The sequence below is a fragment of the Sinorhizobium saheli genome (assembly GCF_001651875.1).
GTDB classification, from domain to species: domain Bacteria; phylum Pseudomonadota; class Alphaproteobacteria; order Rhizobiales; family Rhizobiaceae; genus Sinorhizobium; species Sinorhizobium saheli.
In genome coordinates this window covers 12,794-34,400 of the sequence record NZ_LNQB01000102.1, presented here as the reverse complement: position 1 = coordinate 34,400, position 21,607 = coordinate 12,794, and the positions used below count along the sequence as shown (strand labels likewise).

The following is a 21,607-nucleotide window of genomic DNA, read 5'->3' as shown; positions in this document are numbered from 1 at the left end:
TCTGCGGGACAGTGAAGAGGACGCGACCGGTCGAAGGGCCGCGCTCTCGCCCTGCGTCCGGTTATCGGCAACCTGAGCTGCCGCTTTACACTTTTGCTCGTCCCGCTCTAATCTCCGCGGCAATTCAACTGGATTTGCCCGATGTCGGTTCGACTTGCCACCTTCAATATCGAGAATCTCCTTAGCCGCTTCGATTTTTCCGGCTTCCGCAATCAACTCAAGCAGGATCGCGTCCTGAGACTCTTCGACGTTCGCAGCGAGGCGGAGTATCAGCGGCTCGAGGAGGCGCGCACCGTCGCACATACGGACGACACCCGGCAGATGTCGGCGTTGGCGATCGCCGACTGCGATGCCGATATCCTCTGCCTGCAGGAGGCAGACAGCATGGCGGCGCTGCAAGCCTTCGAATACGGCTATCTTTTCCGGATGGTGGGCAATGGCTATCGCCAGAAATATCTGATCGAGGGCAACGATTCGCGCGGCATAGATGTGGCCGTCCTGATGCGGGAGGAGACCCGCGACGGCCAGAAGATCGAGTGCCTGGAAGTGAAGAGCCATGCGGCGCTCACCTATGACGATCTCGACCTTTTCACCGACGAACTGGCGGTGACGAACCGGCCCGGCGACCGCATCTTCAAGCGCGACTGCCTGGAGGTGGACTTGAGGATCGGTGGGCGGCCGCTGACACTCTATGTCGTCCATTTCAAGTCCATGGGGCCAGCCCGCGAAGGGCTTGACGGCCGGCAGGCGACCATGGCCCTGCGGGTCGCCGAGGCGAAAGCCGTGCGCCGTATCATCGAGAGCCGTTTCGGTCGCGGCCATACGGCGGACAAGATGTTTGCCATCTGTGGTGACATGAACGATTACCAGGAAAAGGTGGACATCCTCGGCGACCGGCGCAACGGCTATGAATTCGTCCCGCGCGAGGAGGCGGCGAGTGCGCTCGATATCCTCAGCCACGACGGCTTCGTCGAAAACCCGATGTCGCGGCGCCCGGTCCTCGACCGCTGGACCCTTTTCCACAGCCGCGGGCCGGCAGAGCGGCATCTCTGCCAGCTAGACTACATCTGGTTGTCGCCGGCGCTTGCCCGCCGCAATGCGACCCGGGTGCCCGAGATCATCCGCGCCGGGCAGCCCTACCGCACGATCTTCCCCGCGGGCCAGGAGGTGGAGCGTTATCCGCGTACCGGCTGGGACCGTCCGAAGGCTTCCGATCATTGTCCGGTCGTCATGACGCTGGATATCTGACCATGATCCTCCTTGAAAGCAATGAGGCTGAATGGCCCGCCGAGGGCACGATCTTTCCGGTTTCCGAGATAGCGATAGAGGTCGCCGCGGCGCCGCATCCATTTCATATCGAGGAGGCGGAGAGAGCGCAGGAGAGCTGGCGAGAGGAGATTGCGGCCAATCCCCATCTCTTCGACGGCCGGATGGTGTTGCAGCGGGCGGTCCGGATCGCCGACGGGCGCATCGCCGCGCAGGCCCACGTGGTGCCATACTCGACCTTCCTGTGGTGGCGAAAGACGCGCTCGGCGCGCGCCTACCACATCTTCGGCATGCCGATGCTGGTTTCCGCCGACGGCGCCATGATCGCGATCCGGATGGGCGCGCATACCGCCAACGCGGGACGCGTCTACAGCCCCGGCGGCTCGCTGGAGCCGGAGGACATCGTCGACGGGCGCTGCGACGTCGCCCGGAATATCGCGCGTGAGGTCAAGGAGGAGACCGGGCTTGTACTCTCCGACGCGGTCGCGGAGCCGGGCTGGCACGCGATCCGCATGAACGGCACCATCACCGTCTTCCGGGTCTTCCGGCTCATGGAGCGGGCGGACCAGATTGTCGCGCGGGTCGCGGCGCATGTCGCCGCCGATCCGCATCCCGAGATCGACGAGGCCGTTGCGATCCGCTCGGCGGATCCGAGGGCGCACAATTATCCGGATTTCATCCCACCGATTCTCGAATGGCTCTTCGCGCGGTGTTGAGGCGCCGCCACCATGGCCTGCGCCGGGTCGACCTTGGTGATCGAGCGGCCGCCGAGCGCCCGACCACATAGGCGGGCAGCAACGCATATCTGATCACCGACGGCGGCTCTTTTGGTCTTGCCGCGGGGACAATGGCATTGCAAGGTCTGTTCTGGCGCCGTACTCGCTCGGCGGTCCGCGGCCAGCGCGAGCGGCAGTGAAATACGCCTGTCCAGCGCGGAAAATCGATCTGGTTTTCGGGACATTGGCTGGAAGCGAGGGGAGAAAGCGCGGGCGCCTGGCGCCCGTGCAACAAGAGTCGATCGGCGCCATTGGAATTGCGGCGATCCGAACCGGGTGAGGGGAGAAGCATGGCACGACGCTACGCGATTTACGACGTCTTTACCGACAGGCGTCTCCGAGGCAATCCTCTCGCCGTGGTATTCGGGGCCGACGGCCTGAGCGACGAGACCATGCAGGCGATCGCCCAGGAGTTCAACCTTTCCGAGACGGTTTTCGTCTTGCGGCCGGGGAGTGCCGCCCATTCGGCCCGCTTGCGGATTTTCACGCCGGTATCCGAGCTACCCTTTGCCGGACATCCGACGGTCGGTGCGGCGGTGGCGATCGCGGAAGCACTTCATGGCGATTCCGGCAGGCCGCTCGACCTCATGCAGGTGCTGGAGGAAAAGGTGGGGCCGGTGCGTTCGGCGGTGCGGCTGAAGCCGGGGGAGGCGACCTTCGCCGAATTCGACCTGCCACGCAAACCGAGCAGGCTTCACGTCGATTTCGATCGGCAGGCGATCGCCGATGCCCTGAGCCTCAAGACGACGCAAGTCGGCTTCGAGAATCACGTGCCGTCGTTCTGGACCGCCGGCGTGCCCTTCGTGATGGTGCCCCTGCACGATGTCGGCGCTTGCGCCTCGGTGGAGTTCGACCCGCAGCGCTGGGAGCAACTGGCCCCGCTCGCGGAAGGCCGGCTTGCCGGCGCCTATCTCTACTGCCGCGGCGGCGTGAACCACATGGCCCGCTTCCACGCGCGCATGTTCGCCCCCGAAATGGGACTCGTCGAGGATCCCGCGACCGGTTCGGCGGCCGCCGCCCTTTCCGGCGCGATCAACCTTTTCGACGAGCTGGTGAACGGGCATCATCCCATTCTGATCGAGCAAGGCGTGGAGATGGGCCGCCCATCCTTCATTCATCTGCATCTCGACGTTGCCGACGGCAGGATCGCCACCGCGCGTATCGGCGGCCATGCCGTAAAGTTTGCCGAGGGGACGCTGGCGGTCTGACGCGCTCTCGAACGACCCAGACCCGGCAGGCCCCGCTGAAGACGGCACATCTGCCGCCAGACCGCCGCCAGCTGAAATTTTTCCCAAAAATTCTTGCAAGGGTGCTGGACAAGCCGGGCGAACGCCATTATACGCCCCACCAGACCGCAGCGACGCGGTCCGGACGGGTGATTAGCTCAGTTGGTAGAGCAGCTGACTCTTAATCAGCGGGTCCACGGTTCGAGCCCGTGATCACCCACCATTTTCTTCAAACGCTTGGCAAAAGCATTGCAAATGTCCGATCCGGAAACTGGCCGGACCCCTAGCATTCGAACGCCGCTCTTCCTGTCATCATCCGGTCCTCAATCGGTCGACTTGGCGGAAACGAGGCGCAGGCTGGGGGAGGCGGGTTGCGGCAGCGCTTCCGCGGAGACGTGCGCGGGCAGCTTCTCCCGCCAATCCACTTCCGTGATCTCGTAGCCGAGTGCCTGCGCGATCTTCCGCAGCATTTCGCGGGCGCGAAACTCGTGACGCGCGGCAGTCTCCCTTTCTGTCACAAAATAGGCGGCACTGGCGGCCTCGATGAGGTTCAGTGCTGCGAGATTGACGACGGCGTAGGTTTCTGCCCGCATCAGAGCGCGCCTCCGAATTGCTGGCGGGCATTGTGCGTGCCGAAGAGGCGGCGCAACTGGTCGCCATTGGCGCCGCCGGAAAACTCCCGCTCCCGGTTGAGCGCGAAGAAGACGTCGCCGACAAGCTCCGCGGCGGGTCGGGCTTCGCGCTGGAAGACATCGCCATTGCCGCCGAGATGCCAGGCGAGCGAGGCGAGACTGGAATAGGTGGAGGCCAGAAAGGTCTTGAGCGCCGCCTGATTCTCGGCGTCGCTCGATTGCAGGAGATCCGCCGAGAAGAGTTCGCCGACATGGCCCTGAAGGTCGGATCTGATGCGGGGTATGGACATGTTGGCCTTCTCCTTTCGTCCGTGAAAAGCCCTGCGCTCTTCTTGCTAACAATGTTGATGAAACATCGCATTCGACATTTTAAATGTCAACATGTTTCGTGTCGACAACGGTCGTGACATCATGTGTGTTGTCGGTCAGCTGTGCAGGAGAGGGGGCGCGAGGGCGGCCAAGGATGAGGCCTCTACATGGCGGCAACGAAGCGCAGTTCATCGATGCGGCAAGGAATTTGCGAGGACTGATGCCGTTCGGATTGAGCGGATGCTGGCCGAGCGGTCGCTGGTCAAAGCCTGCGGGTGGCGTTGATCCTGGGCGCGCCCCGTGCAGCGCGTGCTTGTGCCGCATTGCGGCGAGCGGCTTCGGCGGCAGCAATGCTGCCGCGCCATCAGGCGTTGCCGGCGAGCGCGATATAGTGGACGGAGTGCACGGTCTGGGCGTCGAAGCGCAACTCCTTGGGCGGGTTGAACTGCTCGAGCACCAGTTCGGACGTGTTGTGGCGCACGAACTTCTTTACGTAAGCGAGCAAGGGGCCTTCCTCTTCCAGGCGGATCTGGGCAATCACGTAGTCGCCTCGTCTGACGGTGCGCCTCGGGTCGACAAAGCAGACCTCGCCGTCCTCATAGCGCGGCGACATGGAATCGCCGGACACCGACACCGCATAGGCGCCGGAAATATCCGAAAGAATCGGTGGCGCCATGACCTCGTACAACACATTGCCATTCATCAAGAATTCACCATCAACCCCGCCGACGGCCTGGCCGAAGACGGGGATCTTCTTTCCTTGACCGATCACCTTGTTGCGGATTTCGGCATTCGGCGGGTCGGCTTCCGGTATTTTGCGGTTCGCCACGTCATCGACCGGCGTCTGGCGGCCCTCGCCCGTGAGCAGCCAGTAGGGGTCGACATTGAACTTGCGGCCGTAGATCCCGGCTTCGTCGATCTCGTATTCGTTCTGGCCGTTTTCGTGGGCGCGATAAGTCGAGGCGACGATGCCCAGGGCATTCGCCGCGTCGGAGGCGAAGCGGTAACCCGCGTTGATGCGCGCCTGGCGCAACCTTTCAGCTCTGTCGCTCATAACACGATCCATAGCAACATGTATAACATAAATCATGTTGACATTGCAACATTTGAAGTGTCATGTGTGTTTCACGGACGCCGCGCGGCGGTCCGGATCGAAGGGGCGGCGACGGAGTTGAAGGAGCAAAGGATGACGGAGCGTTCGGAACTGGCAAGACAGAAGCGGCACTATGGCGCCGTAAGGGAGAGACTGGCTCGTTCTGCCACGGCAGGCCGGTCCGTCCTGATAGCAGAACTCGAAGGCCAGTTGGCCGAACTTGCTTCAGACAACGATGCAAAAGCGCGGCGGATCGCGGCCCTGGAGTTCGATCTTGCCGACGCAGAGGCGCGGCTGCTGGCGCAGGCGCAGGTGTTGCTTTCCTCCAGGGGGGATGCCGACGCGGTGGAAGACGTGTGCGATCGCGACAACCCGGCAGTCGAAGAGATCGTGGCGGGCGTGCTTGAGAACTTTCCGGGCGTGACTTGGGAGGACATCATCAGCGTGCGTCGCGACCGGTGGCTGGTGAAACCAAGGCATGCCTGCATGCGCGCGGTTTACGAAAGGCGCAGCGACCTCTCGCTGTCGCGGATCGGCCGCATCTTTCGCCGCGATCACACGACGGTGCTGCAGGTGGTGCGCAAGCCGGGCGCCGAAGGCACGCGCGACCCGGATCGCAACTGACACCGAAAACACCGGGCGCCGCTCTGCAGCGCCACGCGTCTTCTCAGACGCGCGAAGGTCCCGGTAACACTTTGAATTGCTGCATGTCTTTGTCCTTAATCGAGGTCGATTCAAAGAGACATGCGGTAGGTGCATGCCCTGCGGCTTGCCTTGCGGGCAGTCGAAGCCCCCCCCACAAAATTCATCAAGCAAGAGAGGATTCCCCATGATGACGAAGGCCCAGAAGCTCCGCGCGAAGCGCAAGGCCCAGCTCGGTCGGCCGCGCAAGGCCAATGCCGAGCGCTTCGCCTGCGGCAAGATCAAGCCCGAATGGTCGAAACGGGAAAGCGAAAAGGAGGCGATGGCGGTTGCGCTCGCGGCGCGCAAGCGCATGCACGGACTTAGACCCGAAGCGCCTTTGCCGGCTATACGCTCGGGCGCCTGTTCCTCGACGGGCGGATCACGGAACAGCAGCGCGAGGCAGGTGACGACTATGCGGCGGCGATGGTGCGCTATTACCACCTGACCGGCGTTCCCTTTCCGAGCGTCAGAGCCCAACAGATCGGCCGCGTCCAGGGGCATCCGGGCGAACAGAGTGATGAGCGGGCGCGCATGGCGAAGAAGGCCGCCGAAAGAATGATGCGTCTCGAAGGGCTCCTGCTCGGCTGCGAGGAAGGGCGGCAGGTCAAGACGACGGTCTTCAACGTGTGCTTGATGGACTATGAGGGATTGCGGATGATGCCGGAGCCACAATTGTTGTGGCTAAAGCGGGGATTGAATGCTCTTCTGTTCGAGAAGGGCTTGCGCGAACATGGGGAAGGGGATTATTCCTTTAATCAAGGATAGGAATTTTATCCTTTCAATGCGGAGCCGGCTGTAGACACGTGCCCTCCGGAAGAGCGCAGCCGCGAGATGCGGCAACAGCCGAAATCGATCCCGTGCACGTCGCTTGCTCACGAAAACGTGCGTACCGCCTGATGGCGCCATGGGACCACTTGGGCCATTCTCGGCACTTCGAACGAGATGGTGAGCTCAGTGAAGGTTGCGGCAACGATCGGCTTCGCCCTCATGACCGCGGTTGCAGGCGCGGCGGAGGCGCAGGTGTGCGCCGTCGCCCCGTGCGGCGCAGGGACGAACCACAACCTGTTTATCGAGCGGCAGTATCGCGATTTCCTGCAGCAGCGCTATCCGAGCTATGGCTCCCGCTATCGCGGCATGAGGCCGGACATCAGCATAGGGCCGGGCGCGACGGTCGGCGGACCGCTGCCTGGGGCGGCCAACCGCGCGCGCCCGCGCCAGAGGCCGAAGGCCCAATTCGACGCCAACGCCCATTTGCGCTGGTGCCTAGAGCGATACCTGTCGTATCGTCCCTCGGACGACACCTTTCAACCCTTCAACGGTCCGCGCCGCTCGTGCCATTCGCCGTACAACTGAGCGCTGGCAGGGGCCCGGTCGGGAGCATTTGAGTTCGGGCGTCAATCGCTATGCGGTTCCGCTTCAGCCCCGCTTCTGCAGGAGCTTCATGGCAACGTGCGCGGCAGCTTGTGCCTGAAGCTGTGTGCTGAACTGACCCTCGGCCGGATACGTCACGCCGCGGTAGCTGAGCACGAAGGCCCAGCGGCCGTTCATCCGCTTCTCGATCCTGATGCTGGCGTCGGGCTTGGTGTTCACAGCGGTGTCCTCAATCATCGTTTCACGCCGAAACAGCGGCGCGCGAGTAAGTTGCGCATTCGAGGGGGAAAGGCAAGGAGGAATGCCCTTGTCCTCGCGGTCGATTAAACAGAGATGACGAGACGCGCCCGGGCGCTCCGCGAAGCTCGGGAGAGGGCGGCGCGCTGCTGCAGAAGCCTTTGATGTCCAGCGTTTATTCGACTGAGCGTGCCGGGCCGAAACGTTCCATGGCGAAAGCGGCCTGGACGGCGGGGCCCTGCACGCGTTCCGTCTTTTCAAGCTTTATGGTGGCGAACTCGGCGGTTTCGGCCGGTGGCGTGCGCTGCCAGGCGGTGGTGAGAAACAAGCCAGCGCCGGCGACGAATCCGATGGCGACATAGATCCAATGATTACGCATGGATAACTCTCCTTCTCGCAGGAAGGCAATGCGCGGAGGGCTTGTCAGGTTCCCCGACAGGCCGCCGGAATGCGGGCTTTCGGTTTCAGTTCTAAAAAAGGTTCAAATCAATATGTTCCGCGCGGGGACAACGCCAATCGGCATCGATCCGATGGTGTGCTGTCAGTATGGCCGTTGCCTGCTTCCGGCGCGGCATTTACCAGTCAAGATTACGCCCAAACCCTTGTGCATCAGCCTGATGGAATTGAAGCAGAGGCCAATGTCTTATGCAAGGAAATTGTAATATTCGGTTGTACAACAAAATTCGAGCGGCCTCCGGCTGCCTTGTGACCGGATCCAGGCGCCGGCGGCTCTATGTCGAGGCTGGGATCAAGTGGAGGGGCGTTCCAATTTTCCCCGTGGGTAAGACGAAAATCGGGTGCATTTCGTCAGACGGAGGCTTGCCTCGGTGGGGCAGGTTGCGTTATTCCATAAATCAACGATAGGAATTTTGTCCTTTTGCCGGCTGCTACGACAGCCACTTCGTTAGAAATCTACACCGCAGCGCTTCGACTGCGACATGCTTTCGCGGTTGCTTTTTTCAATTCAAGGCTTACGGCGACCTTGCGCGTCTGCGGACGCAGCGGCGCCGTTGGCGGCCGGCGATGTGCCTCCGCGTCAACCCGAATCCGCAGACGGTCGGGAACGATGGCGACGCGTTGACTACAGCTCGCATTGACGCAGACGCCTCCAATGGCGGGCGGCTGCGCGCGAGCATGGCAGCATCGCCGGCCGCAATGGGATTGTCGAGGAAGCGGGCAACGGGGATTGGCGCGAAGACTCTCGGCTGATCGCGCACAGACCTGAATTCACACGCACCTGATCTGGCTTTTCGAGATCCTCGACGACGATGATCACCTTGCAGTTCGCCAAGTTAAGCCGCGAAGGCGGAGGTGGTCGAGGCGATCACGATGGCGCTAAAGATAATGCGCATGTCCGCCTTCTGGCGGCGAAGCGGCCGGTGACGGCAAGCAATGATGGCGTTCACCATGCAATCTCAATCGCGATATTGGCGCAATTATGAGTGGCGCGTCGTGGTTAAATACACGTGAACGCGTGCTCCTCGTGCGACGAACAAGAGAAACGGAGAGCGCGATGCTCGATGATGAAAGCCCCGGTACCGCGACGGATTTGTGCGGCGGCGCGCATGTCGATCCCGGCCCTTCCGAGGGGCGGGCGAGGGGGCGCGGCTGGCTCGGCGGCGCCTTTCTCGATGCAGTGCGCGCGGACTTCGCGGTGCATGGCGTCGACGTTATTGCCCGGATTCGGGCGGAGAAGCCGGAGAGCTACCTGAAGCTCGTGGCCTCGCTCCTGCCCAAGGATGTGAATGCCGCTGCGGGCGGCTTGGAGGAGCTTTCGGACGACCAACTCATCGCGCGGATCCGTGGATTGGATGCGGCGATCCGGCCCTTGCTCGAAGCAAAGAAGGCGCGTACGCGCCGATCAAGGCGGCCGGCGCGCGTTGATTCTCAAGCTTGACCGGGGCACGTCCGAGTAAGGCGGGGCCCCTTGCGTCGCTGTGGGCGCGCGTCAGCGCGCCGCAGACGCCGCGGTGGCGACGGCCTCGTCGCTCGAGAAGATGATGACGGCGAACAGGAGAACGCCGGCAAAGGCGATGAGCGACGAGACGGCGACGATCGGCTCCATCGCGGTATTTCCCGAAAGCAGGAGATAGAGCGACGGAATGAGCACGGCGACGCCGAAGGTGTAGACGCCGTACTGGATCATCGCCAGGCGTCTCACAGCCTTTTTCGGATTGAGTGCGTGATAGACGCCGAAGATCGCCATCGTCACCCAGCCGAGCAGATTGGCGTGTGCATGGGCGCCGGTCGGGGCGTGGTTGCCGGAGATCGACATATGAAGCCCGATCGAGATGCCCAGGATCAGAAAGATGATGGCTGTCCGAAAATAAAGATTGGCAATACGCGGCATTGGTTTTTCCCCCTGTTGCCGAAGGAACTTTAGCATGCCCTCAAAAATCTGAGAACAAGGCGATAAAAGAGCCTTTCGAGCACGCCTGCTGTTACCACTGTTACAGGGTGAAGAAGGCAAGCTCGGCAACAGGCGGTATTCGACAGCCGCCAAAACCTCGGTTGTGCCGATCGTGCGAGGACGGAACTTATCGGATTGTTCTGCATTCGGTAGGAGGACGCTAAGTTGCCTGTGTCGCCTTAATGGTCGGCACAGTAGTTTGAGTCTTTATGCTTTGTCCTGGAAGAAGAATTATGCCGCGGAGGATCGCGATATGCTTGGTACCGTCCTTCTCATTATTTTGATCCTGCTCTTGGTCGGTGCCATTCCGGCCTGGCCGTATTCGGCGAACTGGGGCTACGGCCCTTCGGGGATTCTCGGGGTCCTGCTGGTGGTGCTCTTGGTTCTGTTGTTGATGGGCAGGATATGAAGGCGGCGCCGGTCGGCCGCCGACCGGCGTGATCACCAGCTTGCGCCATCGATCAGACGGTGGGGGATTTCCTCCCAAACCGAGCGATCGAAGACGCGCATGTTGACGCCCATGCGCGATGATTTGCGCCCGATCGGCGACCAATGCGTGGTGCAGCCGCAGACGCTGCAATGATGCATGGTCAGCGTCCTGTCTCCCTGAACATAGCCGACAAGCTTTCTCTCGGGGTCACTGACCGTAACTTCTTCGATGCGATAGTAGCCCCACAGTGCGCCGACCCGGCTGCAGAGCGAGCAATTGCAATCGCCGAGCGTCTCGGGGCGCACGGGGACGGTGATGTGAACCGCCCTGCAATGGCAATGGCCTTCAAGCATTGTAGTGCCTCCCGATCGGCGACTGCCGGCGCTCAGCCGGCAGGCTACAGGCATGAGGCCATTATCGACCTTGTTCGATCAACGTCCAGCGAAGACGGAGGCTTATGCTCGAAAACGACTTGCATTTTACGGGAAAACGCAACGCGATGGACAATTCGGGCGATGCGCGAGACCTCCAGGCCCCCGGCCTCTCCGCCATGCTCCGGGAGCAGGTGCTGCTCATGGCGGAACTCGACCGGCGGCAACGGACGAACCTTCTTGCCGGCTACCAGCCCTATGCCAGGCAGAAGGATTTCCATGCGGCCGGCGCCACGGTGCGCGAGAGGCTGTTCATGGCCGGCAACCAGCTCGGCAAGACGCTGGCGGGGGCTGCGGAAGCGGCGATGCACTTGACCGGGCGCTATCCGGACTGGTGGCGCGGCCGGCGCTTCGACAAGCCGATCGTGATGCTCGCCGGTTCCGAATCCTACGAACTGACCCGCGACGGGGTGCAGAGATTGCTCATCGGCCCGCCGCTCAACGCGGAGGATTGGGGCACCGGCTTCATCCCCAAGGCGGCGATCCTTGCCACGACACGACGCTCCGGCGCGTCCGGCGCCCTTGACAGCGTGACGGTGCGGCACGTCTCCGGCGGCGCATCCACATTGCTTTTCAAGGCTTATGAGCAGGGGCGCGGCAAGTGGCAGGCGAATACCGTGGACTATGTCTGGTTCGACGAGGAGCCGCCGGAAGACGTCTATTTCGAGGGAATCACCCGCACGAATGCGACGCGCGGCGCGGTCGCCGTCACCTTCACGCCGCTCAAGGGCCTGAGCAACGTCGTGGCCCGCTACCTGATGGAAGAATCGCCGGACCGCGCGGTCATCACCATGACGATCGAGGATGCCGAGCACTACACGCCGGAGGAGCGGCGGAAGATCATCGACTCCTACCCCGCACATGAGCGCGAGGCGCGTACCAAGGGCGTGCCGGCGCTCGGGTCCGGCCGCGTCTTCCCGGTGACGGAGGAGGCGATCCGCATCGATCCTTTCGCAATCCCGAAGCATTGGGTGCAGATCGGGGGCCTCGACTTCGGCTGGGACCACCCTTTCGCCGCGGCGGGCTGCGCCTGGGACCGGGATGCCGACGTCTTCTACGTGACGAAGATCTACCGGGAACGGGAGGCGACGCCGATCATCCATGCGGCCGCCTTGCGGTCCTGGGGCGCTTCGTTGCCCTTTGCCTGGCCGCACGACGGCCTGCAGCACGACAAGGGCAGCGGCGAGCAGCTTGCCGCCCAGTACCGCACGCAGGGCCTGGCGCTGCTCCCCGAACGTGCCACCTTCGACGACGGCACCAACGGCGTCGAGGCCGGGCTTTCCGACATGCTGCAACGAATGCAGACCGGACGCTGGAAGGTGTTTTCCACCTGCGCCGAATGGTTCGAGGAATTCCGCCTCTACCATCGCAAGGACGGCAGGATCGTCAAGGAACGGGACGACCTGATCTCCGCTTCGCGCTATGCGCTGATGATGAAGCGGTTTGCGCGGGGGAAAGCCGATGCGGCGGCGTGGAAGTTCACGGACCGGAAGGTGGTTTGAAGTGGTGCTTCGCCCGGCTCTTGGTCTTTTCTGGCGGTCGATCGCCGCCGCCTGGGTAGGGTGAGACATTACTCTCTGCGCGGTGGAGCGGCGTAACCCATAGGTAGTAGAAGTCCATACTTCGTTCGTGAAGCGTTCCTTGCGTGTTCGTAATTATTTGAGCCGAAGTTTGTGTAAACGGGCCCGGCAGGCCCAACCTCGCTCCGCGAGGAAAGCTGCTGCACGGCTTTATGGGAAACGCCGGGAGCGAGATGCGCGCACATGCGTTCGCGCCACCCGTCGGTCTGTTTGTTCTCGCCGCATTTGTGCGACGTCAGGAGTTGCCCGGCGCAACTGCCGGTCTGCTGGGCGGTGGCGGCGCTTCAGGTTTGACTGCCAGGATGCTCACGACGAGACCGATGAGGATGAGTATGAGGGCCAGGAAGGCGATGCCAGCTTTGTCCATTGCTCATCATGGCGAAGCGAATGTGAGCAAATCGAGGCGATCGCGACGCTTCCGCCGAGCGTGCCGTCGCGGGCAGGGCGCATCGCCTCCCGATCTTCGTCAACAGCGGCAGTCATTCCTGCCCTGCAACCGAGCCGAAGCCAGCTCCTGATGCGGCTCCGCCTTGCACGGGCGGCGAAGCGCTGCGGCTGAACAATAACAACACAACTTCACCGCCAGAAAGGTTTTCTGATGGCTGCAATGACCGATGAACGGCTGGCCGCACTGGTCAGCCAACTGGTGAAGGATTGCGAGAATTATCGCGACGAACTCGCGATCGATCGCATCAGGGCGATGGAATATTACGACGGCACGATGAAGGATGTGCCGGCGGATGCCAACCGCTCCAAGGTCGTCTCGCGTGACGTGCGCGCGGCAATCAAGAAGGTGCTGCCATCGCTGATCCGCACCATCCTCGGCAATGACAAGGTGGTGGAATACGCGCCCGTGAACGAGGGCGACGAGGCGGCTGCCGAACAGGCGACGGACTACCTCAACTATGTCGTCTTCCCCGAAAGCGACGGTTACGACGCGGTGCAGGATGCCGCGCACGATGCGCTGAAGCTCCGCAACGGTGTGATCCGCTGGTGGTACGAGACGCAGACCTCCGTTGCGGTCTCGACGCATACGGGGCTGGACGAGGCAGCGCTTATCCAGCTTGTCGGCGATGACGAGGTGGAGGTGCTGGAGCAGTCGCAGACGATCGAGACGATCGAGACGCCGCAGGGCGCGGTCGCGCAGCCGAGCTACAGCGTGAAGATCCGCCGCCGCATCGAGCGGGGGAAGCCGCGGCTGGCGGCTGTGCCCCTGGAGGAGTTCCTGATCCATCCGGACGCGATCTCGATCGAGGATAGCCCGATCACCGGCATTGCCATGCGCATGCGGCGCTCGGACCTGATTGCGATGGGTTACGATCGCGACCTGATCGAAGGCCTGCCGGCCTCGGCCAGTGACAGCGGCCGCGACGACGAGGAGTTCACGCGCCGACGCGACGCCTTCGAGGCGAAGCACGCGGTGCCGAAGGCGCTGGAGGAGGTGGACTACTACGAACTCTATGTGAAGGTGGATGCCGACGACGACGGCATTGCGGAGCTGCGTCGTCTCGTCTTCGCGGGGGGTACGGGCGAGGACAACTGGATTGATACGGGTTGCACAACAGGCGTGAGCGAGGCGATCAAGGGAATTGGGCCATTCCACCGTGTCGAGCAAACCATGTGGCCGACCAAGCTGGACAATCAGCTCAAAGGTTTGAGCAAGCATGTGGGCGAAGCCAATGATGTCGAGAGCTTACGACGGTTGCTGTCCAAGTAGGTCAAATTGCAAGATGATCGGCGCAGGGAAAGCGGAAGCGTTCCTAAATTCAATCGATGCTGGCATTTGCATATTGCATCCATGGCGAGCGCAAATGCGCCGCAATTCTGCTGGATGGAAGGTTTACCAATCCGCCGTGCATCGGATTGAGCTAACTGAAGATAATCTTTTCGAGTACTATGATGCCGTACGCGGTTCTAAATATGGTTCGTGTGTTCCTCAGCTATGCCGTCATGCTTGTATTTGCGGCATGGGCCTATCAGCGCCACTTTACAGTCGGTGCGGCCGCATTGTTTTCACTTCTTTACGTGTTTGCCTTCGTTCCCCTTCCCAAAGTGCGTCTGTGGAAGCGCCTCCTGTACATCACGTTGGCAGTTGTGCCGCTGATGATCGTGCCGTTGGTGCATTCTGCAGTTTTCTACAGAGTTGGCAGTCTCAACGTTTTTTGGGAGGGAGTGGAAATTATGTTCCTGGCTGGGTTGTTAGGCCCACAGTACATGGTGTTTCTTCTGACCTACGTTGTTCTTGAGTTTCTGATCGTCAAAAAATTCGCTTCGACGCAGGACCGCGGCCGCATATAGGGGGCACGCGGACCGATTTGATATCCTCGAACAGGGCATTTCATTCAACGGCTTTGCGCGCCTTAGAGCACGATGATTTTGGGTCTGATCGACCCAAAATCATAAACGTGATCACTCGGGCCGGTTGCGGCCGATGGTTGCGTAAAAGCGCCACAATCAAGATGGAGCGAAGCAACCAAAGGGCAGCTGACAGCTTGCAGCAAGAACGAAGGGGATCGGATGCGTTATCGCGATCCTCGTACGAGCCTGCCTATTCAGCGCTACATCGCCGACCCAAGAGGCAATATCGCCTTTGAGCCGCTGGGAGGCAGTACGGGCATCGTCCCGTCTGAGCTGACGGAGGGTGATGTGACCGCGCTGAGGTACCCGTTGGCGGTTCTGTTGTATCTGGTGCTTGGGCCACACTACTTCGTGTTCATCCTAAGCTACATCGCCTCGGAACTGCTGGTGATGAGAAGAATCGCACCGGCTCCGTCGTTGGCACAAGGCGGCAATTAAGCTGCTGACAGCCTGCCACAGGAGCTTGTATCTCGGCAGAGAACCTGTGCGAGCGCATCTGGTCAGTGTGGAGGCGGCGGGGCGACCTATCAGCAGGGGGCGTTTCTTGATCGATTCCTCGTCTTCGAAGGGGTCGATCATATTTCATTCGATCCGCCGAATTCCGAACGACGAGATCAGCGAAATCGAGTTTCTGGCTGCGATGGCGATCGTTTCACGGTGTTGCTCGAAATCGGCTCCGGATATGAGCTCGGTAATTACGTGAACGTCAAAACGACCATCCGAGCGAAGGCCGTGGCGATCGGGAACATAGTACCCCGGAACAGCCGTGATGCGCGCTGGCCGATGAGGAGATGAAATGAAGCCTGACGAATTTTTGAACAGCGTTTATCTCGGCGATCGCGCCTGTAAGGCCATAGTGCTCGATGGATGGAAGGATGAGGTCAAGATCCAGATCGATTCCATATCGCGCGTCCGCGGTGAGACGTGGGACTTCTATATGGAGGAAGACGTTGATGATGGCTTCCTGGTGTTTGAGGGGGTCGATCACGTTTTTTTTCGATCCGCCTGGCCGTATTCCGAATGGTGAGATAGGTGACATTGAGTTCGTTAGAAATGAGAACGAGCGGTTCACGGTCAACATCGACATCGGCTATGCCGAACAGACTGACGGCAATGTTAAATTTCATAACATCAAGCTGACAATCCGGGCGAAGGCCGTGGCAATCGAGAAGCCGGGCGGGGAAGGCGCGCGGATTCGGGATTAGCAAAGCCGCCTCGTTTTCGCCGGCAAAGCGGGCGAGATTGCAAGTAAGGGATGCGGAGGAATTTTGCGTTCCTCAAGGTATTCTTGGAGATGGCCCGGAGCGCCTTCATGCTAGGCCGTGGCCTACCGATTACGTTGAAGCTTTCCAATCCCTCCGAATAGCGACCGATCGCGTTAAAAAAGCCAGGTTGATTTGGACGAACTCATGAACGAGTGGGGGAGGTATAGAGACATCCTTGCGGCCGCCGAACGACGAAGCGCCATCGACGATGCACACACGACGGTCGGTCGTGAACATCTGTCGGTCGAGCACATACGCGCGGAATGCACTCGACTTGAGCAATTATGAGAATGCCGGCGTACCTCTGAGCAAGCCTCCTGGTATGCCAACGAAGTGTGGTGGCTTTGCAGAGCGGGGGCGGAACTGGAATACGCCCGTCGCGAGGTGGCCGAGGCCGATTCGGAGAGGGCGCGACGGGCCTGAACGGCTACGTGCAAGCGGCAAGGAGCGGGCTTGCAACCTTCCGCTCTTCAGATTAGGGCTAGTGTTATGAAAAGCCATCGCTGCATCTCTTTGTTTTTGATCGCGCTTCCGCTCGTGCTGTCCTCGTGCAGCGAAACGCATACGCCGACGACGCAGGCGCGTAACTCGGTCAAGCTTCAGTCGACCATGGCCCACCCCGCAGCCAAGCCGGGGCCCCGGCAGTGCACGACCCCAGAGCAGGTTTGCCCCTATGGTACTGGCCCGGCGGGTGAGCCATGCTCTTGCTGGGCAACCGACGGTTCGCCGGACATCGGGATCACCACCATCGAGGCGCCGGTCACCAGGGCATCCGCGCCAAAGACAAGCCAGCCATCCAAGGGCTGAGTGCGTGTTAAGCCGGCATAGGCAGTCGGCGCCAGCCGGCGACGTCAATGGCGTGATTGAGCGTCCACCACACGGTCCGCTGATCTTCACGCCTCCCTTGTGCCGAGGATAAACAGCGCCAGGCAAAGGAACCAGAAGACCGCACTGGCGAACTTGCTCATCGAAGAGCTCAAAAGGAAACGGCCGGACGGCAGGCGCTTCAGGCCGAGCCAGCTGAACCCGGTGTCATCTGCATAGATTTTTCTGAACTTGAAGTTTGCCGTGGCTCGCCAGGGGCACAACCATCCGCGCCGTTCGGTGCAGGAAAACCTCGAAGATGAGAAGCTCGACAATATTGAGGACGACGCCGGCGACAGCGTCAAATGGAGGCCGACTTTCTTCATGCTTAAGCCCTGTGTGTCACGAAGGGGAGCATTCTCTCTCTTCGTCCACTCGCAGCCTTCTCCGCAAGGGCGCTTCCGAGCTTGCAAGCTGTGGAACAGAACAAAGAGAGAACCAATCCTGCCGGGCATCGTTATTTGGACTCCGCGCACGCAGTGATGGTGGGCGGCGCTAGTCAAAGGAGACGCGTGATGAAACCAGAAGACCGAATTGCGACGGCACGAGCGCTTCTCGACAATCCGCTGTTCGAACGACTGATGGATGAGTTGGAGACGGCGGCGATCAACGGTTGCGTCAACGCAAAGCCCGCCGATCACGAGACCCGTGCCGCCTTCGCGGCCGAGGTGCGGGCGATCCGGAATTTCCGCGGCAAGCTCAGGTTCCTGACGGAGCAAGGCAAGGCCGAGGGAACCAACGTGCCGGCGTGAAGCGAAAGAAATCCCGCCGTCCGAGTTTTTGTCGGGGGCGCGGGCACGCTTACGGCCACGCGCCGCCGGAGAGGGGTGGCCTCCCGTAAATGGCAATTTCAATTTGCCCGCCCCGTCGTCTGCAATGGTTCTATTCGAAAGCAACGCAGACTATTTCAGCGACGTATTTTTTACATTCTAGAAAGGAACCACCATGCCGAAGAAGCGAATTGCGCAGGGCTTACGGAATGCAGGCAGGGAATTGCTCTTTGAACTGCTCAATGACAAAGTCAATCTCCCTGAGGCTTATGCCGACAGAATTGCGCGAGATTACGGGAATTCATGGCACGACGCGTATCAAATCTATCGCCAGAATCCGACGTTTTGGGATGATGCCTATAACGGAGATCCCAACAACCGGCAGGCCGGCCCGAAAATCGCGCCCGTAACGCGAACGTCCCGCCTACCTGTGACCGACGCGGACGAGGGAAGCAGCTTTTGGGAGAGGCTGTTTCCCGGCCGAACATCATTGCGGCGCGCACCGGCCAATTGGCGCGAGTGAAATTGCGGGTGCGGGGAATCCAAACGCCTGGCCCCTGAGTCAAAGGCCGCGCGGGAAAACGACATAGGCGAGGGCGCAAAGCACCCAGAAGACGACCGCGGCCAACTTGCTGATGTCGGAATTCACGAGATATCGGCCATCTTCCCGACGCTTCAGCCCGAACCAGTTGAAGCCCTTGTCTTCAAGGTAGAAGTCGTCGACCACAAGTCTGCCGAAGCTCAACAGCGGCACGACTACGCGTGCGGTCCCGTAGAGGAAGAACTCGAAAACGAGGAGACCGATATTGTCCAAGGCAAGCCAGAATGCAGTATCGAACGTGAGGCCGCCTATCCGTTCTTTAATTCGCTTCTTTTCCAATTATCGACACCTCTCGACCAAGTTGGACTTGATGTTTGGCGGCTGCAGGCCCTTGCCTCACATGACGACCGCGCTGCCTCGTTATTGGTAGCGGAGAACAAAACAGGAATCAATCCTGCCGTCTGACACAATTATTGCACGGGTGCCGGGGCGCCAGCTCCACTCCCCGGCGAACCCACGGGCCGTACTCCAATAACAGCGGTCTGAACTGTCATGCTGCTCGTCAAACCGGACGATACTGCGACTAGCGCCGCCACCGATGCCGAAGTCTTTTCCAAAAATCTCTTCTCCATCCAAATGACCGCCCCGGACTATCCCGGTTATTGGGGCTACTCGGCGATGATGGGGTTGGTTGGCGGTTGGCGGCGGCGCAAATAAATTGGACGCGCGCCCTAGCAACTTAATCCCGTTTGATCTGCGCGGTAGCGTCGTGGCGACCCCGTTTGCGCGTAGCTCTATATGCATAACTAAACACGCAAGCGGTGACGAACATAGCAGCCGCAAGCAAGGCTTTCCAATTTTAGGAACCATCTATCTGCAAATGCTGGATAAACGAGGCTTATCAAGGCAGACAAACTGCCAACGAGAAGGCTGATCCATGGACTCGGTCTGGGTACGTTCGCGCTCACTCCGCGTGCTTTCTCTCCAGATTTCTCCGGTCTATATAATTTAGTATTTTATATATAGCTTTCCTATAACAGAAAACTTTCTTTTTACAAGAAGATCGAAGCCTCCAAAGGTCGGTTCTTCATCGGTTATCGTAAACTCTTTTCCATTTTTACTATTTCCAAAATATACGCTGTTCCTTCCATTGTCAAAAGAACATCCAAAATCTTCGCAATCAATCTTGATTTGATCGTGCGTACGATCGTCGCGTGATCGAATTAGTATGATTTTGATTTCCGCATTTGATCCGATGGCCAGGCGGCAAGACTTTCCCCGCTCACACTTTTGTTCCATCAGCAACGGGCTTTTGCCATTCATTATCAGCGCGTATCTGACCAAAAAGTCTTCTGCACCCAGCGATTGTGCTCGCGCTTCAAGCGAGAGAGATGCGCCACAAAGTAGGATTAAGGCACACAACGTTCTTTGAATAGAGGCCAACGGAAACTCCCACCTTAGCAACCCAAATGATCGTTGTGATTACTTATCACCACAGGTTGCAGCCAAATTATGTCGCCGCTTCCCTTGGATTTGGCGGCTAAAAGAGTCCTTTCCCGGAGAATAGAATGGTCAAGATGAAGCCGCTCCCGCCTGTAAATCCCGATGCGCCTACAGTCACCGATCAAGATGGGACACGTCAAGCTATAGTTGATGCGATCGACCACATTATCAATGGCGCTGGCTCGTATTATCCTGACGGACGGAAAATTCGGCCGGATATTATCCAGAAAAACCTCCAGAGTTTTATAGGAAAGTTGCAAATATTCCAAGGAACAGTACACGATCCCACAGGACAATTAAATGAAGTTGTTCAAAGAGCCAAGAAACTTAATGACGTATACCGAGACTATGTCGAAAAGAACGTAAAGAACGAGCTTCCGGGAGGGCCGGTAATCATTCCTCCCGAACTCGATCCTGGCATACTCATTGAACCTACGCGTGACGGTGACTTCCCAACCCCTCCTCGACTAACTCCTGTTGACTTGCCGGCTGATCCGTCGAGCGACCCACCGTCCGATTGGCCGCTTACGGCCGAAACCGAAGATGGAAGAAGCTTTTGGGAGAGGCTTTTTCCTGGCCGAACGTCGCTGCGACTGGCACCGGGCAATTGGCGCGAATGAGGTGCAGAAACATTGGCGATGCAATGGGGCGCAAGTGCCCATCCTCCGCGTTGCGTCAAGCCGACAATCCAGAAAAAGGCATATACCGGAACAAAACAGGAATCAACCTAACCGTGAACGATAGCCCGTAAATCCGTGCGAAGCTGAGGTCGACGGCTGGGCATCGATCGACCGAGTGCGCCGCCGTCCACAGCATGACTTCACTTTTCCCCGGGGCGACGGGCTGCACGAGCCGCCTTCGCCGAAACAAAGGGACTTCCCATGATGAACGATAGTGCCAACCAGCCTTTCGGCGGGAGCAAAACCACTGGCGGCTCGCTTGAGCCCGCAGGCTTCGACGACCTCCACTTCTGGGAGCCACACGAGGCCAACCCACAGGACGAGGAAGAGCGGGACGGCGAGCAGACCGTGAACTACGCTCAAGAGCAGGATGATGATGGAATCGACGGCGACATGCCGGCCTTTCCTGACGAGGACCAGGCGGACAACGAAGCCGAGGACATGATCGTCACGCTCAAGGGCGGCGAAGAGGTTCCGCTTCAGGAACTGAAGCTCGGATATATGCGGGACCGCGACTACCGGGAAAAGACCCAGGATCTCGCCAATCGCGGGCGGGCACTCGAAGGCATGAGCAGCCGGGTCGCTGCGACGGCCAATGCCGTCGCGGAATTGATCGCGGCTCAGATACCCGACGAGCCGCCGGAGGAACTGAGGATCTACGATCCGCAGGCCTATCAGAGACAATGGGCCCTGCATCAGGCGGGGCTGGAGCAGCTTGCGCGGGTAATGGCGCTCGGCGAGGAGCCGGCGGGCGTCGCGACGGAACTGCAAGCGGCGGCGAACGAAGAGAAGCTGGAGGCAGAGAACGCCAAGCTCATCGAATCTTTCCCGCAGACGGCACATGACGAGGGGCGGGAGGCCTTCTTCGCCGATGCGTTCGAGACCGCGCGGGAACTCGGCTTTTCCGATGGCGAGGTGCGCGAGGTCGCCGACCACCGGCTTTTCAAGCTCGCGCATTACGCACGACTTGGGCTTCTTGCGGAACGCGCGCGGACCAAGGCCCTGCAGAAGGTCTCCGCCGCACCGCTTTCGGCGCCGCGCATGAGGGCCAAGAGCCAAGCGCGCCAGCAAGGGCGCGAAAGCCGCGAGGCGATGCAGCGACTTGCGCGGACCGGGTCGATCCGCGACGCGATGGCGGTCGATTTCGAATAGCCCCTCAATCAGGTCATCGCGAGCGGCCC

General features: G+C 60.3%; 27 protein-coding genes, 1 tRNA gene and 2 pseudogenes. 20 read left to right on the top strand and 10 right to left on the bottom strand.

Features of this window, described 5'->3' with window-relative positions:
• The first annotated feature begins 141 nt into the window (after positions 1-141).
• The 4 genes from ATB98_RS26450 to ATB98_RS26435 all read left to right on the top strand — a co-directional run bounded on the left by ATB98_RS26450 (position 142) and on the right by ATB98_RS26435 (position 3,491).
• Positions 142-1,248, top strand: coding sequence for an endonuclease/exonuclease/phosphatase family protein (locus ATB98_RS26450; RefSeq protein WP_066879260.1), 1,107 nt, complete (start codon positions 142-144; stop codon positions 1,246-1,248).
• 2 nt (positions 1,249-1,250) lie between these two features.
• Positions 1,251-1,982, top strand: a complete 732-nt coding sequence (locus ATB98_RS26445; RefSeq protein ID WP_066879256.1) for an NUDIX hydrolase — start codon at positions 1,251-1,253, stop codon at positions 1,980-1,982.
• Positions 1,983-2,332: 350 nt separating this feature from the next.
• The gene (locus ATB98_RS26440; protein WP_066879253.1) at positions 2,333-3,250 is read left to right on the top strand and encodes a PhzF family phenazine biosynthesis protein; all 918 of its coding nucleotides are present in this window, start codon (positions 2,333-2,335) and stop codon (positions 3,248-3,250) included.
• A 165-nt stretch (positions 3,251-3,415) separates the two neighbouring features.
• Positions 3,416-3,491: transfer RNA gene (locus ATB98_RS26435), tRNA-Lys, on the top strand.
• A gap of 100 nt (positions 3,492-3,591) precedes the next feature.
• On the opposite strand, the gene ATB98_RS26430 is transcribed toward ATB98_RS26435, so the two are convergent.
• The 3 genes from ATB98_RS26430 to ATB98_RS26420 all read right to left on the bottom strand — a co-directional run bounded on the left by ATB98_RS26430 (position 3,592) and on the right by ATB98_RS26420 (position 5,263).
• A complete protein-coding gene (locus tag ATB98_RS26430) occupies positions 3,592-3,861 on the bottom strand; it encodes a hypothetical protein (RefSeq protein WP_066879250.1) in 270 nt (89 codons plus the stop codon).
• Positions 3,861-4,190, bottom strand: coding sequence for a hypothetical protein (locus ATB98_RS26425; RefSeq protein WP_066879247.1), 330 nt, complete (start codon positions 4,188-4,190; stop codon positions 3,861-3,863). Before ATB98_RS26425 ends, ATB98_RS26430 begins: the two co-directional genes overlap by 1 nt.
• Positions 4,191-4,573: 383 nt before the next feature.
• Positions 4,574-5,263 carry a S24 family peptidase gene (locus tag ATB98_RS26420; protein ID WP_066879244.1) on the bottom strand — a complete coding sequence of 230 codons (690 nt, stop codon included), beginning with the start codon at positions 5,261-5,263 and terminating at the stop codon, positions 4,574-4,576.
• A 132-nt stretch (positions 5,264-5,395) separates the two neighbouring features.
• Here ATB98_RS26420 and ATB98_RS26415 point away from each other — a divergent pair, with 132 nt between their 5' ends.
• The 3 genes and pseudogenes from ATB98_RS26415 (at position 5,396) to ATB98_RS26405 (ending at position 7,339) form a co-directional block, all read left to right on the top strand.
• Positions 5,396-5,926, top strand: coding sequence for a helix-turn-helix domain-containing protein (locus tag ATB98_RS26415; protein WP_066879873.1), 531 nt, complete (start codon positions 5,396-5,398; stop codon positions 5,924-5,926).
• Positions 5,927-6,131: 205 nt separating this feature from the next.
• Positions 6,132-6,751 (top strand): annotated as a pseudogene (locus tag ATB98_RS26410) (hypothetical protein).
• Positions 6,752-6,928: 177 nt separating this feature from the next.
• Positions 6,929-7,339 (top strand): BA14K family protein, encoded by a 411-nt coding sequence (locus ATB98_RS26405; protein ID WP_084435822.1) that lies wholly within the window; start codon positions 6,929-6,931, stop codon positions 7,337-7,339.
• Between the two features lie 63 nt (positions 7,340-7,402).
• Here the strand turns inward: ATB98_RS26405 and ATB98_RS26400 are convergent, their stop codons facing one another.
• Together ATB98_RS26400 and ATB98_RS26395 are read right to left on the bottom strand one after the other, a co-directional pair.
• Positions 7,403-7,594 carry a hypothetical protein gene (locus ATB98_RS26400; protein ID WP_066879241.1) on the bottom strand — a complete coding sequence of 64 codons (192 nt, stop codon included), beginning with the start codon at positions 7,592-7,594 and terminating at the stop codon, positions 7,403-7,405.
• A 175-nt stretch (positions 7,595-7,769) separates the two neighbouring features.
• Entirely contained in the window at positions 7,770-7,973 is a 204-nt protein-coding gene (locus tag ATB98_RS26395; protein WP_066879238.1) for a hypothetical protein, read from the bottom strand.
• A gap of 1,134 nt (positions 7,974-9,107) precedes the next feature.
• Between ATB98_RS26395 and ATB98_RS26390 the strand changes: the two genes are divergently transcribed.
• Positions 9,108-9,491, top strand: a complete 384-nt coding sequence (locus ATB98_RS26390; RefSeq protein WP_407695302.1) for a hypothetical protein — start codon at positions 9,108-9,110, stop codon at positions 9,489-9,491.
• A gap of 51 nt (positions 9,492-9,542) precedes the next feature.
• Here ATB98_RS26390 and ATB98_RS26385 read toward each other — a convergent pair whose 3' ends face one another.
• Positions 9,543-9,944, bottom strand: coding sequence for a hypothetical protein (locus tag ATB98_RS26385; RefSeq protein ID WP_066879235.1), 402 nt, complete (start codon positions 9,942-9,944; stop codon positions 9,543-9,545).
• Between the two features lie 313 nt (positions 9,945-10,257).
• Between ATB98_RS26385 and ATB98_RS26380 the strand changes: the two genes are divergently transcribed.
• Positions 10,258-10,413, top strand: a complete 156-nt coding sequence (locus ATB98_RS26380; protein WP_066879232.1) for a DUF3309 family protein — start codon at positions 10,258-10,260, stop codon at positions 10,411-10,413.
• Between the two features lie 32 nt (positions 10,414-10,445).
• Here the strand turns inward: ATB98_RS26380 and ATB98_RS26375 are convergent, their stop codons facing one another.
• Positions 10,446-10,787, bottom strand: coding sequence for a GFA family protein (locus ATB98_RS26375; protein ID WP_066879229.1), 342 nt, complete (start codon positions 10,785-10,787; stop codon positions 10,446-10,448).
• Positions 10,788-10,933: 146 nt separating this feature from the next.
• Between ATB98_RS26375 and ATB98_RS26370 the strand changes: the two genes are divergently transcribed.
• The 6 genes and pseudogenes from ATB98_RS26370 (at position 10,934) to ATB98_RS30285 (ending at position 16,008) form a co-directional block, all read left to right on the top strand.
• Complete coding sequence (locus ATB98_RS26370) at positions 10,934-12,367, top strand: terminase large subunit domain-containing protein (protein ID WP_066879861.1); 1,434 nt, start codon at positions 10,934-10,936, stop codon at positions 12,365-12,367.
• A gap of 676 nt (positions 12,368-13,043) precedes the next feature.
• A pseudogene (locus ATB98_RS26365) lies at positions 13,044-13,985 on the top strand (portal protein); the annotation flags it as partial.
• Between the two features lie 359 nt (positions 13,986-14,344).
• Positions 14,345-14,743, top strand: coding sequence for a hypothetical protein (locus tag ATB98_RS26360; protein WP_153435946.1), 399 nt, complete (start codon positions 14,345-14,347; stop codon positions 14,741-14,743).
• A 219-nt stretch (positions 14,744-14,962) separates the two neighbouring features.
• Positions 14,963-15,241: a hypothetical protein gene (locus ATB98_RS29605; protein WP_066879223.1), complete on the top strand. Its 279-nt coding sequence runs from the start codon at positions 14,963-14,965 to the stop codon at positions 15,239-15,241.
• Positions 15,242-15,599: 358 nt separating this feature from the next.
• A complete protein-coding gene (locus ATB98_RS30290) occupies positions 15,600-15,830 on the top strand; it encodes a DUF6258 family protein (protein ID WP_234782028.1) in 231 nt (76 codons plus the stop codon).
• Positions 15,757-16,008, top strand: a complete 252-nt coding sequence (locus ATB98_RS30285) for a DUF6258 family protein (RefSeq protein ID WP_327197946.1) — start codon at positions 15,757-15,759, stop codon at positions 16,006-16,008. The genes ATB98_RS30290 and ATB98_RS30285 overlap by 74 nt, the downstream gene beginning before the upstream one ends.
• Positions 16,009-16,961: 953 nt before the next feature.
• On the opposite strand, the gene ATB98_RS26345 is transcribed toward ATB98_RS30285, so the two are convergent.
• Entirely contained in the window at positions 16,962-17,258 is a 297-nt protein-coding gene (locus tag ATB98_RS26345; protein WP_153435945.1) for a hypothetical protein, read from the bottom strand.
• A gap of 189 nt (positions 17,259-17,447) precedes the next feature.
• On the opposite strand from ATB98_RS26345, the gene ATB98_RS26340 reads away from it, so the two are divergent.
• Positions 17,448-17,684 (top strand): hypothetical protein, encoded by a 237-nt coding sequence (locus ATB98_RS26340; protein WP_066879216.1) that lies wholly within the window; start codon positions 17,448-17,450, stop codon positions 17,682-17,684.
• A gap of 193 nt (positions 17,685-17,877) precedes the next feature.
• Complete coding sequence (locus tag ATB98_RS29280) at positions 17,878-18,225, top strand: hypothetical protein (RefSeq protein WP_153435944.1); 348 nt, start codon at positions 17,878-17,880, stop codon at positions 18,223-18,225.
• 39 nt (positions 18,226-18,264) lie between these two features.
• Here ATB98_RS29280 and ATB98_RS26335 read toward each other — a convergent pair whose 3' ends face one another.
• Positions 18,265-18,582, bottom strand: coding sequence for a hypothetical protein (locus ATB98_RS26335; protein WP_066879213.1), 318 nt, complete (start codon positions 18,580-18,582; stop codon positions 18,265-18,267).
• Between the two features lie 213 nt (positions 18,583-18,795).
• On the opposite strand from ATB98_RS26335, the gene ATB98_RS29275 reads away from it, so the two are divergent.
• On the top strand, positions 18,796-18,960 hold the full coding sequence (locus ATB98_RS29275; RefSeq protein WP_153435943.1) for a hypothetical protein: 165 nt from the start codon (positions 18,796-18,798) through the stop codon (positions 18,958-18,960).
• Between the two features lie 291 nt (positions 18,961-19,251).
• On the opposite strand, the gene ATB98_RS29270 is transcribed toward ATB98_RS29275, so the two are convergent.
• Positions 19,252-19,686, bottom strand: coding sequence for a hypothetical protein (locus ATB98_RS29270; protein ID WP_153435942.1), 435 nt, complete (start codon positions 19,684-19,686; stop codon positions 19,252-19,254).
• A gap of 125 nt (positions 19,687-19,811) precedes the next feature.
• On the opposite strand from ATB98_RS29270, the gene ATB98_RS29265 reads away from it, so the two are divergent.
• Both ATB98_RS29265 and ATB98_RS26330 read left to right on the top strand, forming a co-directional pair.
• The gene (locus tag ATB98_RS29265) at positions 19,812-20,366 is read left to right on the top strand and encodes a hypothetical protein (protein ID WP_153435941.1); all 555 of its coding nucleotides are present in this window, start codon (positions 19,812-19,814) and stop codon (positions 20,364-20,366) included.
• 261 nt (positions 20,367-20,627) lie between these two features.
• The gene (locus tag ATB98_RS26330) at positions 20,628-21,578 is read left to right on the top strand and encodes a hypothetical protein (RefSeq protein ID WP_066879210.1); all 951 of its coding nucleotides are present in this window, start codon (positions 20,628-20,630) and stop codon (positions 21,576-21,578) included.
• Positions 21,579-21,607 lie beyond the last annotated feature (29 nt).

What these genes read in the sequence shown, in the direction of transcription:
- ATB98_RS26340 (WP_066879216.1), top strand. Translation starts at nt 17,448, where the DNA reads ATGAAACCAGAAGACCGAATTGCGACGGCACGAGCGCTTCTCGACAAT.
- ATB98_RS29275 (WP_153435943.1), top strand. Translation starts at nt 18,796, where the DNA reads ATGCTGCTCGTCAAACCGGACGATACTGCGACTAGCGCCGCCACCGAT.
- ATB98_RS30290 (WP_234782028.1), top strand. Translation starts at nt 15,600, where the DNA reads ATGAAGCCTGACGAATTTTTGAACAGCGTTTATCTCGGCGATCGCGCC.
- ATB98_RS26400 (WP_066879241.1), bottom strand. Translation starts at nt 7,594, where the DNA reads ATGATTGAGGACACCGCTGTGAACACCAAGCCCGACGCCAGCATCAGG.
- ATB98_RS26370 (WP_066879861.1), top strand. Translation starts at nt 10,934, where the DNA reads ATGGACAATTCGGGCGATGCGCGAGACCTCCAGGCCCCCGGCCTCTCC.
- ATB98_RS26415 (WP_066879873.1), top strand. Translation starts at nt 5,396, where the DNA reads ATGACGGAGCGTTCGGAACTGGCAAGACAGAAGCGGCACTATGGCGCC.
- ATB98_RS26420 (WP_066879244.1), bottom strand. Translation starts at nt 5,263, where the DNA reads ATGAGCGACAGAGCTGAAAGGTTGCGCCAGGCGCGCATCAACGCGGGT.
- ATB98_RS26430 (WP_066879250.1), bottom strand. Translation starts at nt 3,861, where the DNA reads ATGCGGGCAGAAACCTACGCCGTCGTCAATCTCGCAGCACTGAACCTC.
- ATB98_RS26405 (WP_084435822.1), top strand. Translation starts at nt 6,929, where the DNA reads ATGGTGAGCTCAGTGAAGGTTGCGGCAACGATCGGCTTCGCCCTCATG.
- ATB98_RS26330 (WP_066879210.1), top strand. Translation starts at nt 20,628, where the DNA reads ATGATGAACGATAGTGCCAACCAGCCTTTCGGCGGGAGCAAAACCACT.
- ATB98_RS26360 (WP_153435946.1), top strand. Translation starts at nt 14,345, where the DNA reads ATGCCGTACGCGGTTCTAAATATGGTTCGTGTGTTCCTCAGCTATGCC.
- ATB98_RS29605 (WP_066879223.1), top strand. Translation starts at nt 14,963, where the DNA reads ATGCGTTATCGCGATCCTCGTACGAGCCTGCCTATTCAGCGCTACATC.
- ATB98_RS29265 (WP_153435941.1), top strand. Translation starts at nt 19,812, where the DNA reads ATGGTCAAGATGAAGCCGCTCCCGCCTGTAAATCCCGATGCGCCTACA.
- ATB98_RS26425 (WP_066879247.1), bottom strand. Translation starts at nt 4,190, where the DNA reads ATGTCCATACCCCGCATCAGATCCGACCTTCAGGGCCATGTCGGCGAA.
- ATB98_RS26345 (WP_153435945.1), bottom strand. Translation starts at nt 17,258, where the DNA reads ATGAAGAAAGTCGGCCTCCATTTGACGCTGTCGCCGGCGTCGTCCTCA.
- ATB98_RS26440 (WP_066879253.1), top strand. Translation starts at nt 2,333, where the DNA reads ATGGCACGACGCTACGCGATTTACGACGTCTTTACCGACAGGCGTCTC.
- ATB98_RS26390 (WP_407695302.1), top strand. Translation starts at nt 9,108, where the DNA reads ATGCTCGATGATGAAAGCCCCGGTACCGCGACGGATTTGTGCGGCGGC.
- ATB98_RS26450 (WP_066879260.1), top strand. Translation starts at nt 142, where the DNA reads ATGTCGGTTCGACTTGCCACCTTCAATATCGAGAATCTCCTTAGCCGC.
- ATB98_RS26395 (WP_066879238.1), bottom strand. Translation starts at nt 7,973, where the DNA reads ATGCGTAATCATTGGATCTATGTCGCCATCGGATTCGTCGCCGGCGCT.
- ATB98_RS26445 (WP_066879256.1), top strand. Translation starts at nt 1,251, where the DNA reads ATGATCCTCCTTGAAAGCAATGAGGCTGAATGGCCCGCCGAGGGCACG.
- ATB98_RS30285 (WP_327197946.1), top strand. Translation starts at nt 15,757, where the DNA reads ATGATGGCTTCCTGGTGTTTGAGGGGGTCGATCACGTTTTTTTTCGAT.
- ATB98_RS26375 (WP_066879229.1), bottom strand. Translation starts at nt 10,787, where the DNA reads ATGCTTGAAGGCCATTGCCATTGCAGGGCGGTTCACATCACCGTCCCC.
- ATB98_RS26385 (WP_066879235.1), bottom strand. Translation starts at nt 9,944, where the DNA reads ATGCCGCGTATTGCCAATCTTTATTTTCGGACAGCCATCATCTTTCTG.
- ATB98_RS26380 (WP_066879232.1), top strand. Translation starts at nt 10,258, where the DNA reads ATGCTTGGTACCGTCCTTCTCATTATTTTGATCCTGCTCTTGGTCGGT.
- ATB98_RS29280 (WP_153435944.1), top strand. Translation starts at nt 17,878, where the DNA reads ATGCCGAAGAAGCGAATTGCGCAGGGCTTACGGAATGCAGGCAGGGAA.